Annotated in this window: 13 protein-coding genes; 12 read left to right on the top strand and 1 reads right to left on the bottom strand. The window is 65.0% G+C overall.

The features are described 5' to 3' along the window. Positions 1–10 precede the first annotated feature (10 nt). The 11 genes from ACLJEU_RS24370 (at position 11) to ACLJEU_RS24320 (ending at position 10,389) form a co-directional block, all read left to right on the top strand. Complete coding sequence (locus ACLJEU_RS24370) at positions 11–301, top strand: BMC domain-containing protein (protein WP_414661403.1); 291 nt, start codon at positions 11–13, stop codon at positions 299–301. Positions 302–442: 141 nt separating this feature from the next. Then, positions 443–1,636: an acetate/propionate family kinase gene (locus ACLJEU_RS24365; RefSeq protein ID WP_414661404.1), complete on the top strand. Its 1,194-nt coding sequence runs from the start codon at positions 443–445 to the stop codon at positions 1,634–1,636. Between the two features lie 96 nt (positions 1,637–1,732). After that, on the top strand, positions 1,733–2,041 hold the full coding sequence (locus ACLJEU_RS24360) for a BMC domain-containing protein (RefSeq protein ID WP_414661405.1): 309 nt from the start codon (positions 1,733–1,735) through the stop codon (positions 2,039–2,041). Between the two features lie 93 nt (positions 2,042–2,134). Further along, complete coding sequence (locus ACLJEU_RS24355) at positions 2,135–2,446, top strand: EutN/CcmL family microcompartment protein (protein ID WP_414661406.1); 312 nt, start codon at positions 2,135–2,137, stop codon at positions 2,444–2,446. Beyond that, positions 2,443–3,930 carry an aldehyde dehydrogenase family protein gene (locus ACLJEU_RS24350; protein ID WP_414661407.1) on the top strand — a complete coding sequence of 496 codons (1,488 nt, stop codon included), beginning with the start codon at positions 2,443–2,445 and terminating at the stop codon, positions 3,928–3,930. The genes ACLJEU_RS24355 and ACLJEU_RS24350 overlap by 4 nt, the downstream gene beginning before the upstream one ends. Before the next feature lie 132 nt (positions 3,931–4,062). Beyond that, positions 4,063–4,341 carry a EutN/CcmL family microcompartment protein gene (locus tag ACLJEU_RS24345; RefSeq protein WP_414661408.1) on the top strand — a complete coding sequence of 93 codons (279 nt, stop codon included), beginning with the start codon at positions 4,063–4,065 and terminating at the stop codon, positions 4,339–4,341. 59 nt (positions 4,342–4,400) lie between these two features. Continuing rightward, positions 4,401–4,700 carry a EutN/CcmL family microcompartment protein gene (locus ACLJEU_RS24340; RefSeq protein ID WP_414661409.1) on the top strand — a complete coding sequence of 100 codons (300 nt, stop codon included), beginning with the start codon at positions 4,401–4,403 and terminating at the stop codon, positions 4,698–4,700. Positions 4,701–4,750: 50 nt separating this feature from the next. Further along, positions 4,751–5,872 (top strand): class II aldolase/adducin family protein, encoded by a 1,122-nt coding sequence (locus tag ACLJEU_RS24335; RefSeq protein WP_414661410.1) that lies wholly within the window; start codon positions 4,751–4,753, stop codon positions 5,870–5,872. A gap of 187 nt (positions 5,873–6,059) precedes the next feature. After that, the gene (locus tag ACLJEU_RS24330) at positions 6,060–6,986 is read left to right on the top strand and encodes a lactate/malate dehydrogenase family protein (protein WP_414661411.1); all 927 of its coding nucleotides are present in this window, start codon (positions 6,060–6,062) and stop codon (positions 6,984–6,986) included. Between the two features lie 172 nt (positions 6,987–7,158). Further along, positions 7,159–9,378, top strand: coding sequence for a bifunctional rhamnulose-1-phosphate aldolase/short-chain dehydrogenase (locus ACLJEU_RS24325; RefSeq protein WP_414661412.1), 2,220 nt, complete (start codon positions 7,159–7,161; stop codon positions 9,376–9,378). A gap of 87 nt (positions 9,379–9,465) precedes the next feature. Next, a complete protein-coding gene (locus tag ACLJEU_RS24320; protein ID WP_414661413.1) occupies positions 9,466–10,389 on the top strand; it encodes a 2-dehydropantoate 2-reductase in 924 nt (307 codons plus the stop codon). 133 nt (positions 10,390–10,522) lie between these two features. Here the strand turns inward: ACLJEU_RS24320 and ACLJEU_RS24315 are convergent, their stop codons facing one another. Beyond that, positions 10,523–11,398 (bottom strand): DUF2911 domain-containing protein, encoded by an 876-nt coding sequence (locus ACLJEU_RS24315; protein WP_414661414.1) that lies wholly within the window; start codon positions 11,396–11,398, stop codon positions 10,523–10,525. 209 nt (positions 11,399–11,607) lie between these two features. Between ACLJEU_RS24315 and ACLJEU_RS24310 the strand changes: the two genes are divergently transcribed. Next, positions 11,608–14,421, top strand: a complete 2,814-nt coding sequence (locus tag ACLJEU_RS24310; RefSeq protein ID WP_414661415.1) for a TonB-dependent siderophore receptor — start codon at positions 11,608–11,610, stop codon at positions 14,419–14,421. Positions 14,422–14,452 lie beyond the last annotated feature (31 nt).

Raw genomic sequence — 14,452 nt, 5'->3', positions numbered from 1 at the left:
TTTTTCCACCATGGCACAGGAAGCAGTCGGTCTGATCGAAACCAAGGGATTCTGCGCAATGCTTGAGGCCGCCGATTCGGCGCTCAAGGCCGCCAGCGTCACCATGACGGGCTATGAAGCCGTCGGCAGCGGTTATGTCTGCGCGTTCTTCCGGGGCGATGTCGCCGCGGTCAAGGCCGCCATCGACGCCGCCGCCGAGGCCGCCTCGAAGGTCGGCGAAGTGGTCGCCGTCCAGGTCATCCCGCGCCCGCACGAGGACCTCGCCGGTCTCGGCAAGTGGCTCGTCCAGCCCTCGGCCTGATCCAATCCGGTTGCCCACGGAATACACGGAACACACGGAAAACCTGAGCAGCATTTGGCCCGCAGCTGAAATGCTCCCGCCGTCTTTTCCTTCCGTGTATTCCGTGTGTTCCGTGGGCAAACTCACCTGCCTTTTCCGCGGATGAACATCCTCGTCGCCAATCTCGGCTCGACGTCGTTCAAGTTCCGACTCTTTCGCTTCGACGGCGCGGATCACGCGTCGTTGCTCGCGAAGGGCGGCTACGAGCGCGTGACCGACTACGGCAAGGCGATCGATGATTGTCTCGGCGAACTGCAGGCCGCCGGTCACGTCCGTTCCGCGGCCGATCTCCACGGCGTCGGTTTCAAGACCGTGCTCGGCCGCGATCTGACGGGCTGCGTGCCCGCTGACGAGAAGGTGATCGCCGCCCTCGACGGCTTTCGCGAGATCGCTCCCGCGCACAATCCGCCGTACGCACTCGGCATCCAGCGCTTTCGCGAAAAGCTCCCCGGCGTGCCGCTCGTCGCGCTGTTCGAGACGGCGTTCTACCAGTGGGTCCCCGAGGCCTCCTCGCGCTACGCGGTGCCGCAGACGTGGTACGATGCCGGCGTGCGGCGCTACGGGTTTCACGGCGCGAGCCACAAGTTCGCCGCGGAACGCTCCGCCGAATTGCTCGGTCGCGCCGATGTCGTGCAGCGCGTGCAACAGCTCTACCAGTCGGGACCGACGCCCCTCGCCGCCGGGGCGAAGGCGTTGCGCGTGATCTCGTGTCATCTCGGCGGCAGTAGCTCGGTCACGGGTATTCGCGACGGCGTCGCCATCGGCACGAGCATGGGCCTCAGCCCGCAGTCGGGACTGCCGCAGAACAATCGCGTGGGCGATCTCGATTCGGCCGCGGTGCCGTTCGTGATGAAGACGCTCGGCCTGTCGCTCGCGGAAGCGGAGCGCCAGATGACGAAGGAGAGTGGCCTGCTCGGCCTCTCCGGCGTCGGCAACGATCTCCGCGATGTCCGCGCCGCCGCGCAACAGGGCAACGCCCGCGCGCAACTCGCGCTCGATGTCTTCGTGCAGTCGACGCGCCACTGGATTGGAGCCTTCCTCGTCGAGCTTGGCGGCTGCGATGCGCTCGTGTTCACCGCCGGCATCGGCGAAAATAATCCCGATCTCCGCGCTGCGATCTGCGCGAATCTCTCCGATCTCGGCCTCGTGCTCGACGCCGCGAAAAACAACGCCGTGCGCGGCACCGAGGGCGAAATCTCCGCCGCCACCTCGCGCGTGAAGGTTTTTGTGATCCCCGCCAACGAGGAACTCGTCGTCGCCCGCGAAACCGTCCGCTGCATCACAGCCAAGTACTGAGTCGACTCACGCCTCCACTCTCGACGCTCCCACTCGCGCCTCCGCTCCGTCTCTCAGCTCTCAACTCTCAACTCTCAACACCCAACTCATCCTATTATGGCCTCCAAAGCAATTGGTCTCCTCGAAACCCGCGGTCTCACCGCGCTCGTCACCGGCGTCGATGCGATGCTCAAGTCCGCCAACGTCACGCTGGCCGGTCCGATGAAGCAGGTCGGCAACGCGCTGGTGTCCGCCGTCGTCGTCGGTGACGTCGCCGCCGTCAAGGCCGCGACCGATGCCGGCGCCCAGGCTGCCCGTGCCGTCGGCGAAGTCGTCAGCGTGCAGGTCATTCCGCGTCCGCACGACGACGTCGCCGTGGTGCTGCCGAAGCTCCCCGTCGCTGCTGCCGCTCCGGCCAAGAAGTAAGTCTCCGTCTCCGCGGGCGTCGTCCCGACGCACGCGTCGGGACTGCCGGCTCCTCGACTCTCGTCCTCTCGACCTCGACTCGTCTCCATCACCATGTTCCTCGCGCGCGTCATCGGCTCCGTGGTCTCGACCAAGAAGGACGAGGCCATGAAGGGTCGCAAACTCGTCATCCTGCGGCCGCTGCTCGTCGACGAATCCAATCCCGCCCAGTTCCGCGCCGGCTCGAACACCATCGTCGCCGTCGACGCCCTCGGTGCTGGCCTGGATGAAGTGGTGCTGTTCTGCCAGGGCAGCTCCGCGCGCCAGGCCAGCGGCATGAAGACGCTGCCGGTCGACGCCGTGATCGTCGGGATCGTCGATGCGGTCGATGTGCTGAACAAGAAAATCTATCCGGCGAAGAAATGAGCTCCTCCCTTCAACTCGACGAACAGACGCTGCGCACGATCGTCGAAGACGTGATGCGCAGCCTCGGCCGCTCGCCGATCGTTTCACCCGCGCCGTCGCCCGCCGTATCCGCCGCCGTCGCGTCCGCGCCGCCCGCCATTCGTCGCGGTGGTCCGCGTTTCGGCGTGTTCGACGACGTCAAGGAAGCCTGCGCCGCCGCCCAGGACGCGTTTGAGCAGCTCAAGACGAAGGGCATCGCCGGTCGCGCCAAGGTCGTCGAAATCGTCAAGGCGCTCTGCACTGAAAAGGCCGCCGAGTGGGGCAAGTTTGAATTCGAGGAAACCAAGATCGGCCGCCTCGAGCACAAGATCGAGAAGCTGCAGATCGTGAAGCTCGTGCCCGGCGTCGAGTGGATCAAACCCTACGGCCTCAGCGGCGATCACGGCATCACGATGGAGGAGCACACGCCCTTCGGCGTCGTCGGTGCGGTGCTGCCCGTGACGCATTCCGTCCCGACGCTCAGCGGCAACGTCATCAACATCGTCGCTGCCGGCAACGCAGTCGTTTTCAACCCGCATCCGGGCGGCGCGCGTTCGGCCGCGCTCGCGGTGCGCACGTACAACGAGGCCATCTTCGCCGCGCTCGGGATCGAGAACCTCGTCTGCACCGTGGAGAAGCCGTCGCTCGAGTCCTTCGACGCGCTCACGAAAAACGAATTCATCCGGCTGCTGTGCATCACCGGCGGCCCCGCGGTCGTTGGTGCGGCCATGAAATCCGGCAAGCGCGCGATCTGCGCCGGCCCCGGCAATCCGCCCGTGCTGGTCGACGGCACCGGCTGCCTGAAGAAGGCTGCGCGCGATGTCCTCCAGGGCGGCGCGTTCGACAACAATCTCCTCTGCATCGGCGAGAAGCAGGTGTTCGTGCTCGAGCAGCATTTCGACAAGTTCATCGATGGCCTTAAAATCGCCGGCGCGGTCCAGCTCAACGGCTCGCAGCTCGCAAAACTCACGGCCGCAGCATTCACGACTTCGAAGGACGCCGGTGGTTGTTCGCACGCGGTGCTGAACCGCAAACTCGTTGGCGCCGACGCGTCGGTACTCGCGCAGCACGCCGGCACGAGTGCGGCCGCGAACACGCCGATGCTGTTTGCCGAGACCGATGTCGATCACGCGTTCGTGATGGAAGAGCAGATGATGCCGATGCTGCCGGTTGTGCGCGTGAAGAGCATCGAGCAGGGCATCGAATTCGCGAAGAAGTCCGAGCACGGCTACAAGCACTCCGCGATCATCCACTCGCTCAACGTCGATCACATGACGATGATGGCGCGGGCGCTCGACACCACGCTCTTCGTCAAGAACGGCCCGAGCGTCGCCGGCCTCGGCCTCGGCGGCGAAGGCTACCTCAGCTACTCGATCGCAACCACGACCGGCGAAGGTATCACGACGCCGGAGACATTCACCCGCACGCGCCGCTGCGTGATGGTGGACAACCTGCGGATCTATTGAGATGAGCCGAACCGCCCGAGTTTTTCAGACACCTCACCTGCCTGGTGTGGCTACGAGCGCCAGCGAGTGGCAGGTTTTCCGCTCCGCATTTCTCAGCCACTCGCTGGCGCTCGTAGCCACGCCCACCCACCCATGATCGTCGCGCGCGTCGATGGAGTGATTGTCACGACCGTCTGCCATGCCAGCATGGTGGGCCACCGCACGATCATCTGCCAGCCGCTCGACGAGCAGGGCAGGGAGGAGGGCGCGCCGTTTCTCGCGCTCGATCCGCACGGCGCCGGCCGGCATCAACGCGTGCTGGTGTCCACCGATGGCTCGCACACGCGCGCGCACGTGAAGGATCCGAAATCACCCCTCCGCAACATCATCCTCGGCGTCATCGACGAGCAGGACGCCGAAGCCGGTCACTGATCACCTCCACCCGACTCGCGTTCGCTACTCCTTTTTCCCTCCGCCCTTCTCCTTTCATCATGCGCCTCGGACACGTCATCGGTCGCGTTACGCTCTCGCAGCAGGATCCCGCCTACAAGGGCGGCCGTTTCCTGCTCGTGCAGCCGTTTGCGAAGGAGCAGTACCACGGTGCCGCGATGACGCCGCTCGCGAAGGGCAATAGCCTCGTGGTGTACGACAACCTCGGGGCCGATCTCGGCCACGTGATTGGTTTCACCGAAGGCGCCGAAGCCACCGCGCCCTTTGAAAACCCGACACCTGTCGACGCGTTCAACGCCGCGATCATCGATCAGATCTTCTACACGCCGCCGACGGTCTGACCCGTTCCACTTTCAGCGTTCAACTCTCCGCTCCCAACTTTCACCGACCCATGCCCAAAGTCATCACCGCTCGTGAAGCCGAGGAACTTGTCCGCAAAGGCGAGCAGCCGCCCGCCGGCTCCATTCTCACGCCGTCCGCGCGTGACGTCTTCGGCGGCGGCAGCCTGAAGTCGTCCTTCAAGGGCTCGGGCGCGCCCGCGACGTCGTCCTTCGGCGGTTCCCACTCCTCGCGTCAGCCCGTCGAACCATCCGTCCCGGATTACGAATTCAAGTGGGCGCCCGGCTCCGATCCGAAAACCCCCGGTGAGATCGAGAAGTTTTTCCATTCCCCCGCGATCAACGTCCTCAAGGAACGTATCTGCGAGATGGGCCGGCGTCTCTGGCAGAAGGACTACACCGACGGCAACGGCGGCAACATCACGATCCGCGTCGGCGACAATCTCGCGCTCTGCACCCCGACGCTGATCTGCAAGGGCTTCATGACGCCCGCCGACATGTGCCTCGTCGATCTCGACGGCAAGCAGCTCGCCGGCACCCGCAAGCGTACCAGCGAAGCCATGACGCACTTCGGCATCATGAAACGCCAGCCCGCTGCGAAGTCCTGCGTGCACGCGCACCCGCCGCACGCGACCGCCTTCGCGATTGCCAATGTCAATATTCCCTCGTGCCTCATTCCCGAAGCGGAAGTGTTTCTCGGCAAGATTGGCGTGGCCAAGTACCAGACGCCCGGCACGCCCGCGAATGCGGATGAAGTCGGCGAGGTCGGCAAGATTCACCAGGCCGTCCTGATGCAGAACCACGGCGTGATCTGCTGGGGCAAGGATGTCGAGGACGCCTACTGGAAGATGGAGAACATCGATTCCTACTGCCGCACGGTGTGGATCGCGGCGGGACTCGGTGGCGGACTGCACCGGTTCACCGGCGGTCAGGCCAAGGAACTGATTGATCTCCGCCAGAAGCTCGGCATGCCGGATCCGCGTTCGGGTCTCAAGGAATGCGAACTCTGCGACAGCGCCGAGTTCCGCCCCGGCGCCGTGTGCCAGACGCCGGCCGCGCCCGCGAAGAGCGACTGCGGCTGCCAGTCCGGCGGCGGCGGCGAAAAGTCCGATCCGACGATCGAGGCGATCGTGCGGGCCGTGACCGAACAGATTCTGAAACAGATGAAAGCCTGAGCTGCGCTCACGGAGGTGAGGGTTGAGAGCTGAGAGTTGAGAGGAGAACAGCGACCCAGAGCGTTCCGCTTTCCGTGTGGGATCGTTGCCCGCCAGGTCGTGCTCTCAACCCTCAACTCTCAGCCCTCAACTTCCGCCGCTCTCAGCTCTCAACTCTAAACTCTCCCCTCTCAACTCCTCCCTCCTCATGAAAGTCTCCATCATCGGCGGCGGCGGCCGCGTCGGTTCCAACGCGGCCTTTGCCCTGCAATGCGCGGGCATCGTATCCGAGATTCAGATTCTCGATGCGAACGCCGACATGGCCGAGGGCGAGGCGCTGGACTTGCTGCATGGCTCGTCGTCGATCGCCGATCAACGGATCTACGCCGGTGACTACAACCGCGCGAAGGACAGCGACGTGTTCGTCATCACCGCCGGCCTGCGCCGCAAGCCCGACGAGTCGCGGCTGGATCTGATCAACCGCAACGTGGCGTTGTTCTCCGGGATTCTCGACAGCATGAAGGCCGCCGGCCTGCGCAAGGACGCGCTCGTGTTCGTCGTTTCCAATCCGGTCGACATCCTGACTCAGCTGGCCGCGGCGAAACTCAATCTGCCATGGCAGCAGGTGCTCGGTCTCGGCACCATGCTCGACACCGCGCGGTTCCGTTCGCTGATCGCGCAGGAACTCAAGCTCGCCGCCACGCAGGTGAAGGCGCTGATCCTCGGCGAACACGGCGACTCGATGTTTCCCGTGTGGTCGTCGGCGACGTACGCGGGCCTGCCGCTCACGAAGATCGCCGGCTGCACGCCGACGTTCCAGTCGCAGATTTTCGAGCGCACCAAGGGCAGTGGCGCCGAGGTGATTCGCCGCAAGGGCGGCGCCGGTTGGGCCGTCGGTCTCACCATCGCCGAGGTCGTTCACGCCATTGCGCACGACAAACGTCAGGTGCTGCCCGTTTCGACGGTGCAACAAGGCGCGTACGGTCTCCGCGGCGTGGCGATCAGCGTACCGACGATCGTCGGCCGCGCCGGCGCGCTCGCGCACGTCGAAGTCGAACTCTGGCCGAAGGAGCAGCAGGCGTTGCAGGCCTCCGCGCGGGCGCTGAACGAGACGTTTGCGAAGATCAAAGCCTGAGCCAGCAAGCCCCTGGGACCGCGACCGCCCCCGGTCGCCCTGATTCGGAAGCGACCGAGGGCGGTCGCGGTCCAGAAGCGCCCCGTTCTTCTCTGACGGTCCGTCCCGGATGACACCGACGGCTTTTGACGTCGGCCTTGCCGCGTGGTCTATTTCCCGACCCACATTCACCATGCCCACGTATCAATTCGTCAACTATCTCTGGGACGACGCCAAGGCCGCGTCACTCGATCCCGTCGGCCGCCTGATCTATCGCTCCAATCTGCTCGGCAGCGATCAACGCATCACCAATACCGGCGGCGGCAACACCTCCGCCAAGATCAGCGAGCAGGACGTGCTGACCGGCCAGGCCACCGAGGTGCTGTGGGTGAAGGGTTCCGGCGGCGATCTCCGGACCAGCACGCGCGAGAACTTTTCCTCGCTGTACCAGCAGAAGCTCCTCGCGCTGCAGCCGCTCTACGCGGCGCGCGCCGACAAGGGGCTGAAATCGCAGGCGGAGGACGACATGGTGGCGATGTACACGCACACGACGTTCAACCTGAACCCGCGCGCGTCCTCGATCGACACGCCGCTGCACAGTTTCATCCCGGCGAAGCACGTCGATCACATGCACCCGAATGCGATCATCGCGATCGCGGCGTCGGCGAACTGCCAGAAGCTGACGCAGGAAATCTTCGGCGGCGAGATGGCCTACGTCCCGTGGATGCGGCCCGGCTTCGAACTCGGCCTCGCCATGCAGGACATCTGCCGCAAACAGCCGCAGGCAAAATCCATCATGATGGGCCAGCACGGGTTCATTTCCTGGCACAACGACGAGAAGGCCTGCTACACCTACACGCTCGACTGCATCGAAAAGGCCGCGGCGTATATTGAATCCAAATACGCCGCCAAAGGCGGCGACGCCACGGCGTTTGGCGGCGCGAAATACCAGACGCTGGACGAAACGAAGCGGCGGGCCACGCTCGCGTCGATCCTGCCCTGGCTCCGCGGCGCGGTGGCCGGCGTGGGTGAACCCGGACGCAAGACCGCGCCGACGCGTTTCATCGGCACGGTGCAGGACGACGCGAAGATCCTGCGTTTCGTTAACTCCCGGGACGCCGCGCGTCTCGCCGAGCTCGGAACCTCGTGCCCCGATCATTTCCTGCGCACGAAGATCAAGCCGCTCTACGTCGACTGGAATCCGCAGGCCGAGGACGTTGCCGCGCTCAAGGCGAAACTCGCCGCCGGGCTCACGGCGTATCGCGCCGACTACGCCGCGTATTACGCGAAGTGCAAACACGCCAACTCGCCGGCGATGCGCGATCCGAATCCGACCGTCGTGTTGATTCCGGGCCTCGGCCTGATCGCCTGGGGCAAGGACAAGTCCGAGTCGCGTGTCACCGCCGAATTCTACAACTGCGCCGTTGAGGTGATGCGGGGCGCCGAGGCGATCGATCGTTACATCGCGCTCCCGCAGCAGGAGGCGTTCGACATCGAGTACTGGCTGCTCGAGGAGGCGAAACTCAAGCGCATGCCCGCGGAAAAGGAACTCGCACGGCAGGTCATCGTGGTCATCGGTGCCGGCTCAGGCATTGGCAAGGAAACCGCGCACCGGCTCGTCAAGGAAGGCGCGCACCTCGTGTGCGTCGATCTCAACGAGGCCTCGGCTCAGGCGACCGCAAAGGAAATCACCGACAAGTACGGCGTGGGTATCGGCGTCGCGGGTACGGGGCTGTCCAACTGCGGACCGGCCATCGGTCTCGCGGCGAACATCACCGATCGCCCGAGCGTGCGGCGGATGCTGGACAACGTTGCGCTCGCTTATGGCGGCTTCGATTCCATCTGCGTGACGGCGGGCATCTTTGTGCCGACCGACACGACGGGCCACATCCCGGACGAAAAGTGGCCGCTGACGTTCGCGATCAATGTCACGGGCAGCTACATCGTGGGCGACGAAGCGGTCGTCACGTGGCGCGAGCAGGGGCTGCGCGGCAATCTCGTGCTCACCACCTCGGCCAATGCGACGGTGGCGAAGAAAGGTTCCATCGCCTACGACTGCTCGAAGGCGGCGGCCAATCATCTCGTGGGCGAGATGGCGATCGAGCTCGCGCCGTTGGTGCGGGTCAACGCTGTCGCGCCCGCAACCGTGGTGCAGGGGAGCGCGATGTTCCCGCGCGACCGCGTCATCGGTTCACTCGCGAAGTACAACATCCCGTACAGCGAAACCGAGGCGACCGAATCGCTTGTCACCAAGCTCGCCCAGTTCTACGCCGATCGCACGTTGACGAAGTCGCCGATCACTCCGGCTGACCAAGCCGAGGCGTACTTCCTGCTCGTCGGCAACCGGCTGAGCAAGACCACCGGCCAGGTCATCGCGGTCGACGGCGGCCTGCACGAGGCGTTCCTGCGCTGAGACTGAAGTTTCACCACAGAGGCACAGAGACACAAAGGTGAGGCTACGTTTGTCCGGGGTCTGACTTTGTGCCTCTGTGTCTTTGTGGTGAAATTCGACTCCATCGCGATCGTCGGCGCAGGCGCGCTCGGTAGTTACTACGGAGCGCGGCTCGCGCTGGCGGGTGCGAACGTGCGTTTCTTGTTACGGGGTGACCTCGCGCACGTGCGGTCTCACGGACTCACGTTGCGCGAGAAGGATGCTACGCGGCATCTCGATCACGTTGCGGGCTTCGCCACCGCGGCGGAAATCGGTCCGGTTGATCTCGTGATCGTGACGCTGAAGACGACGGCCAACGCTTCGCTACCGGTCCTGCTCCCACCGCTGATCGGCTCACGTACCGCCGTGATCACGCTGCAAAACGGCTTGGGCAACGAGGAACTCATCGCGTCGATCGTCGGTACGGAGCGAGTGCTGGGCGGACTGTGTTACATCGGCGTGACCCGCGAGGCACCGGGTGAACTCGTCGGTTATCACACGCCGGGCCGGATGACGCTCGGTGAACTCAATCGACCGGCGGGCGAACGGGTGCACGCCGTCGCGGGACTTTTCTCCGGCGTGGGCGTACACACGCGGGTCCTCGATCGCCTCGCCGAGGCGCGCTGGCAGAAGCTGATTTGGAACGTGCCGTTCAACGGCCTGGCGGTGGCGCGCGGCGGTCTCACCACGGATCGTCTGCTCGCCGAGCCGGTGATCGCGGCCGAGGTGCGGCCGTTGATGGATGAAGTCGCGGCTGCGGCGCGTCATTTCGGCTACGACGTATCCGAGTCCTTCATTCAGTCGCAGATCGACGTCACGCCCACGATGGGCGCGTACGCGCCGTCGAGTCTCGTGGATTTCCTGGCCGGCCGCGAAGTCGAGGTCGAGGCGATCTGGGGCGAACCGTTGCGGCGCGCACAAGCCGCGGGACTCGCGATGCCGCGGCTGGCGGCGCTTTATCGCGAGCTGCTGACGGCGAGTCAGCGATCCTGAAACGACCCGTGCCAGAGGGGATTACCACGAAACACACGAACGACACGAAAATCGGCAGTCGTCGTCCGTGGTCCGGACTTTCGTGTGATTCGTATGTTTCGTGGACTCCTCTGGGAACTGGATCGAACCGACCTTACCGTACGCTCGCGATGAGGGCTTCGTTCAGGCGGACGTACTCGTCCTTGAGCTCACCGGATTTCTTGCTCGCGAGCTCAATCGACTGTTTCGCGGCGGCGATGGCGCCGGCCTTGTCGCCCATTTTCGCGAGCAGCAGTCCCTTGCGGTAAACCATCCAGAACGCTTCCGGCTGCTCGGCGAGGCCGGCGTTCATCCAGGCGAGCGCCTGCTTCAGATCGACGTTGTTTTCGAAGTAGAACATCGCGGCCGGAAAGTACGGCTTCTTGCCGTCGGCCTTCATGGCCGCCTCGATCTGCGGACGCAGGAGGCCGACCGTGTCGACCTCGAGCGTCAGCGGCACGCGGGTCTTTTCCCACGCGATGTACATCGTCGCGGAGGTGTCGCGCAGATCGTTGAAGCCGATCGCGAGACTCTCGACGGCGGTCGGGAGCGCGACGGGCTTGGCGGTGGCGCGGGCGACGTCGTTCTTCGCGTCGTAGGCGTAGGAGCCCCACTGTGACATGTTTTTGTGGAGAATAATCGTCCACTCGGCTGCATTCGGAATGGTGAAGAGTTCGTACGTCCCCGCGGGCACGGCCACGCCGTTCAGTTTCACCGGGGTGCTGAACGTGACCTTGGTCGCGGTGTTGGCGCCGGTGCGCCAGATCTGGCCCAGCGGGACGAGGCCGCCGAAAATTTTCCGCCCCTTCATGCTCGGGCGCGCGTAGCTGACTTCGATGTCGGTTACGCCGACGCGCTGCTTCATCGTGATCGCCGGACTGGCGTCGGGAAACGTAAGCTTCGGTGCTTCGGCCGCGGTTGTGACGCAGGTCGAACCGATGCTGAGCAGGGCCGCAAGGAACAGCGGGGAGCGGGATGTGAAGAGTTTCATGGTGGGAGGGGAAAGGAGCGTGGACAGATTTTTCGGGTTGGCCAGCGCGTTGCGACGGACGCGGGGCCGCCGCACCTGGCGTGCGGTGAGTAACGGTAGAAAGGGGCGCGAATCATCGCCGTCCGTCCGCCGGGATTGCCATGAGGCCCGCGCGGGATTTGATGACGATGTTCCGGCCGGGCCGGAACTCACCCCAACCCCGTTTCCCCATGTCCCGTTTCCTTTTCGCGGCCGCCGGTGCGCTCGCGCTGGCCCTTTCGGGCGCTGACCTTCGTGCCCAACAACCTGCCGCCACCGACGCCAAGGGCCCGGTGCAATTGTCGCCGTTTCAGGTGTCGACCGACCAGGACGTCGGTTACGCCGCGGCGAATTCGCTCTCTGGCAGCCGGCTGAATTCGGAACTGAAGAACACCCCCGCCGCCATCTCGGTCTTCACGAAGGAGTTTCTGGATGATATCGGAGTCTTGAATACGATGGATGCGCTGCAGTTCGCGATGAACGCCTCGCGCGAGTTCACCGATTACACCGGCCTCGCGTCCGCGCAGCAGAGCGACGGCAATATCCAGGTCCGCGGTTTCACCGGCGCCTCGCTGGGTCGCGACTTCTTCACGTGGCGCGTCTCGAGCGATGTATTCAACACCGAACGGCTCGATTTCTCCCGCGGGCCCAACTCGATCCTCTTCGGCGTCGGCGGTCCCGGCGGGATCGTGAACCTCACGACCAAACGCGCGCACGTCAGCGGCAAATCGACCGATCAGGTGCAGGTCCGCGTCGGCAGCTGGGACGACTACCGCGCGACGCTCGATGTGAACCGCGCCGTGGGCCAGCGCTTCGCGGTCCGCGCCAACGTCCTGTGGCAGGACCGCGAAAGCTGGCGCGAGTTCGAGTTTCTCAAGACGAAGGGCGGCGCGCTGGCGTCGACGTATCGACCTTTCCCGCACACCGAGGTTCGCGTGCAGGGTGAATACGCTGACCGGCAGCAACTCAACGCCATGCCCTGGCCCAGCGCGGACTACACCGGCGAGTGGATCGCCGCGGGACGTCCGATCGCCGCCAACAACACGCAGGCCGTCGCGGGCACGATCGCCAACGGCAATCGCTTCGTCGTCTACGATCCGCTGGGCGGTTCGGGCCTCGTGTCGTGGACCGGCACGCGCCAGACCACGCGGGCGCCGGGCGCGCCCTCGCTGACGGGCAATGCGCGGGCGCTGACGGATTTTTCGCTCGTGCCGCGCGCCAGTTATCTCGGCGGCCCCGGCACGGGGTCGGACAACTGGTACGCGACGTACTCGGCGTTTGTGGAGCAACGGATCGGCAGCCTGGTGCTCGAGCTCGCCTTCAACCGCCAGCGCGACTGGCGGCGCGCCGACTTCGGGGTGTCATGGAACAACATGGGCGCGTTCGGCGACGTGAACGCACTGATTCCCACCACCGCGTTGCCCAACGGTTCGCTCCCGGCCAACGCCGGCCAGCGCAACCCCAACGCCGGCCGCCTCTACGTCCAAAGCCAGGCGGGTTACCGCGACATCGAGAACGACACCACGACCTGGCGCGCCACGGGTGCCTATGAGCTGAATCTCGAGCCGCGGCGGCTCGGCCTGCATCGCTTCGCCGCGCTCGCGACGAGCGAGACGTTTGATTTCTTCACCGAAGCCCTGAACGAGGTGAACATCACGCCGCCGGGCACCGCGATCTATCCGCTCGACGTGACCGTCGCGGCGAACCAGCTCTGGCGCCGCACCTATCTGGACTTCGCTTCGAGCGATCCGCGCAAGCGTGGCGGACTCGATCCGCGCGAGTTCCCGGTGCAGAATCTCAACGGCATCACCGCCGGGTATCGGCGGACTGGAGACACCAGCAACGTGCAGTCGACGACCACCGACTCCCTGATGCTGGCCGGACAAAGCAGCTTCTGGCAGGACCGCGTCGTCGCGACCTGGGGACTGCGCCGGGACCTGCAGGACTTCTGGAACGGCGCCAACGCTACGCGCGATCCGGTCACCGGTGAGTTCAGCCTGAAGCGTGCGAAACAATCCAACACCGATTTCGCCGGCAACACGCGGACGTACGGACTCGTGGTTCGCCCGCTGCCCTGGCTCGGGCTCGTCTACAACAATGCGAATAACTTCGTGCCCCAGACGCCGATCGACATCAACGACCAGCCGATGGGCCCGCGCTTCGGCAAGGGCACGGATGTGGGCGTCAAGGTCGCGCTCTGGTCCGGCCGCGTTAACCTCAGCGTGTCACGCTACCGCCTTACCGAGACGAATCGCACGGCCAACGATGCCTCGGTCACCACCAGCCTTGTGCCGGCGATCAACGAAATGTGGGAGGCGCTGGGCCGCCCGGAGAAGGCCATCACGAGTCCGCGTGACAGCGTGGACAACACCGGCCGCGGCTGGGAGGTTGAGGTGACGGCGAACCCCACGCGGCAGTTCCGTTTCACGCTCAATGCGAGCCAGACGGATGTCGTGCAGTCGCGCACGTTGCCGCGCGCGGAGGCGTACCTGGCGGCCAACGCGGCGTTGTGGCAGCAGAACGCCGCGGTGCGCCTCGTCTCGCCCTTCACCGGCATCGACACGAATGTGAACCCAACGATCGCGGATGCGATTCGCAGCGCGAACAACTGGCTCGCGGTGATCCGTCGCGCGGAGGGCCGCGCACCGCGTCAGGCCGTGAAGTACCGGTTCAACACCTTCGGCGCGTACACGCTGCGGAAGAATGGCGCGTGGTACGATTCGCTCAGCGTGGGCGGCGGTGCGAACTATCGATCCGCGCCGGTGACCGGCTATGATGCCACGCGCAACTTCGCCGAGGTGTACGGCGGCAGGGTGATCCTCCTGAATGGCATGCTGGCGAAAAACTGGGTGACGCGGCTGGGGACGTTTCGCACGCAGCTGAACGTCGACAACCTGCTCGACAACGACGACCTCATCATCACCGACAAGGACAACACCGGTACGTGGCGGTACCTGTTTCAAACCCCGCGCAAGTGGAGCGTGACGGTGACGCGATCGTTTTGATTCCGGACGTGACCCGGTCATAGGGTGCGGA

Source organism: Terrisphaera buseokensis, from assembly GCF_047521145.2.
Lineage (GTDB): Bacteria > Verrucomicrobiota > Verrucomicrobiia > Opitutales > Opitutaceae > ER46.
This window is presented reverse-complemented; position numbering and strand designations above follow the sequence as displayed.

What these genes read in the sequence shown, in the direction of transcription:
- ACLJEU_RS24315 (WP_414661414.1), bottom strand. Translation starts at nt 11,398, where the DNA reads ATGAAACTCTTCACATCCCGCTCCCCGCTGTTCCTTGCGGCCCTGCTC.
- ACLJEU_RS24335 (WP_414661410.1), top strand. Translation starts at nt 4,751, where the DNA reads ATGCCCAAAGTCATCACCGCTCGTGAAGCCGAGGAACTTGTCCGCAAA.
- ACLJEU_RS24330 (WP_414661411.1), top strand. Translation starts at nt 6,060, where the DNA reads ATGAAAGTCTCCATCATCGGCGGCGGCGGCCGCGTCGGTTCCAACGCG.
- ACLJEU_RS24360 (WP_414661405.1), top strand. Translation starts at nt 1,733, where the DNA reads ATGGCCTCCAAAGCAATTGGTCTCCTCGAAACCCGCGGTCTCACCGCG.
- ACLJEU_RS24370 (WP_414661403.1), top strand. Translation starts at nt 11, where the DNA reads ATGGCACAGGAAGCAGTCGGTCTGATCGAAACCAAGGGATTCTGCGCA.
- ACLJEU_RS24340 (WP_414661409.1), top strand. Translation starts at nt 4,401, where the DNA reads ATGCGCCTCGGACACGTCATCGGTCGCGTTACGCTCTCGCAGCAGGAT.
- ACLJEU_RS24325 (WP_414661412.1), top strand. Translation starts at nt 7,159, where the DNA reads ATGCCCACGTATCAATTCGTCAACTATCTCTGGGACGACGCCAAGGCC.
- ACLJEU_RS24310 (WP_414661415.1), top strand. Translation starts at nt 11,608, where the DNA reads ATGTCCCGTTTCCTTTTCGCGGCCGCCGGTGCGCTCGCGCTGGCCCTT.
- ACLJEU_RS24345 (WP_414661408.1), top strand. Translation starts at nt 4,063, where the DNA reads ATGATCGTCGCGCGCGTCGATGGAGTGATTGTCACGACCGTCTGCCAT.
- ACLJEU_RS24355 (WP_414661406.1), top strand. Translation starts at nt 2,135, where the DNA reads ATGTTCCTCGCGCGCGTCATCGGCTCCGTGGTCTCGACCAAGAAGGAC.
- ACLJEU_RS24365 (WP_414661404.1), top strand. Translation starts at nt 443, where the DNA reads ATGAACATCCTCGTCGCCAATCTCGGCTCGACGTCGTTCAAGTTCCGA.
- ACLJEU_RS24350 (WP_414661407.1), top strand. Translation starts at nt 2,443, where the DNA reads ATGAGCTCCTCCCTTCAACTCGACGAACAGACGCTGCGCACGATCGTC.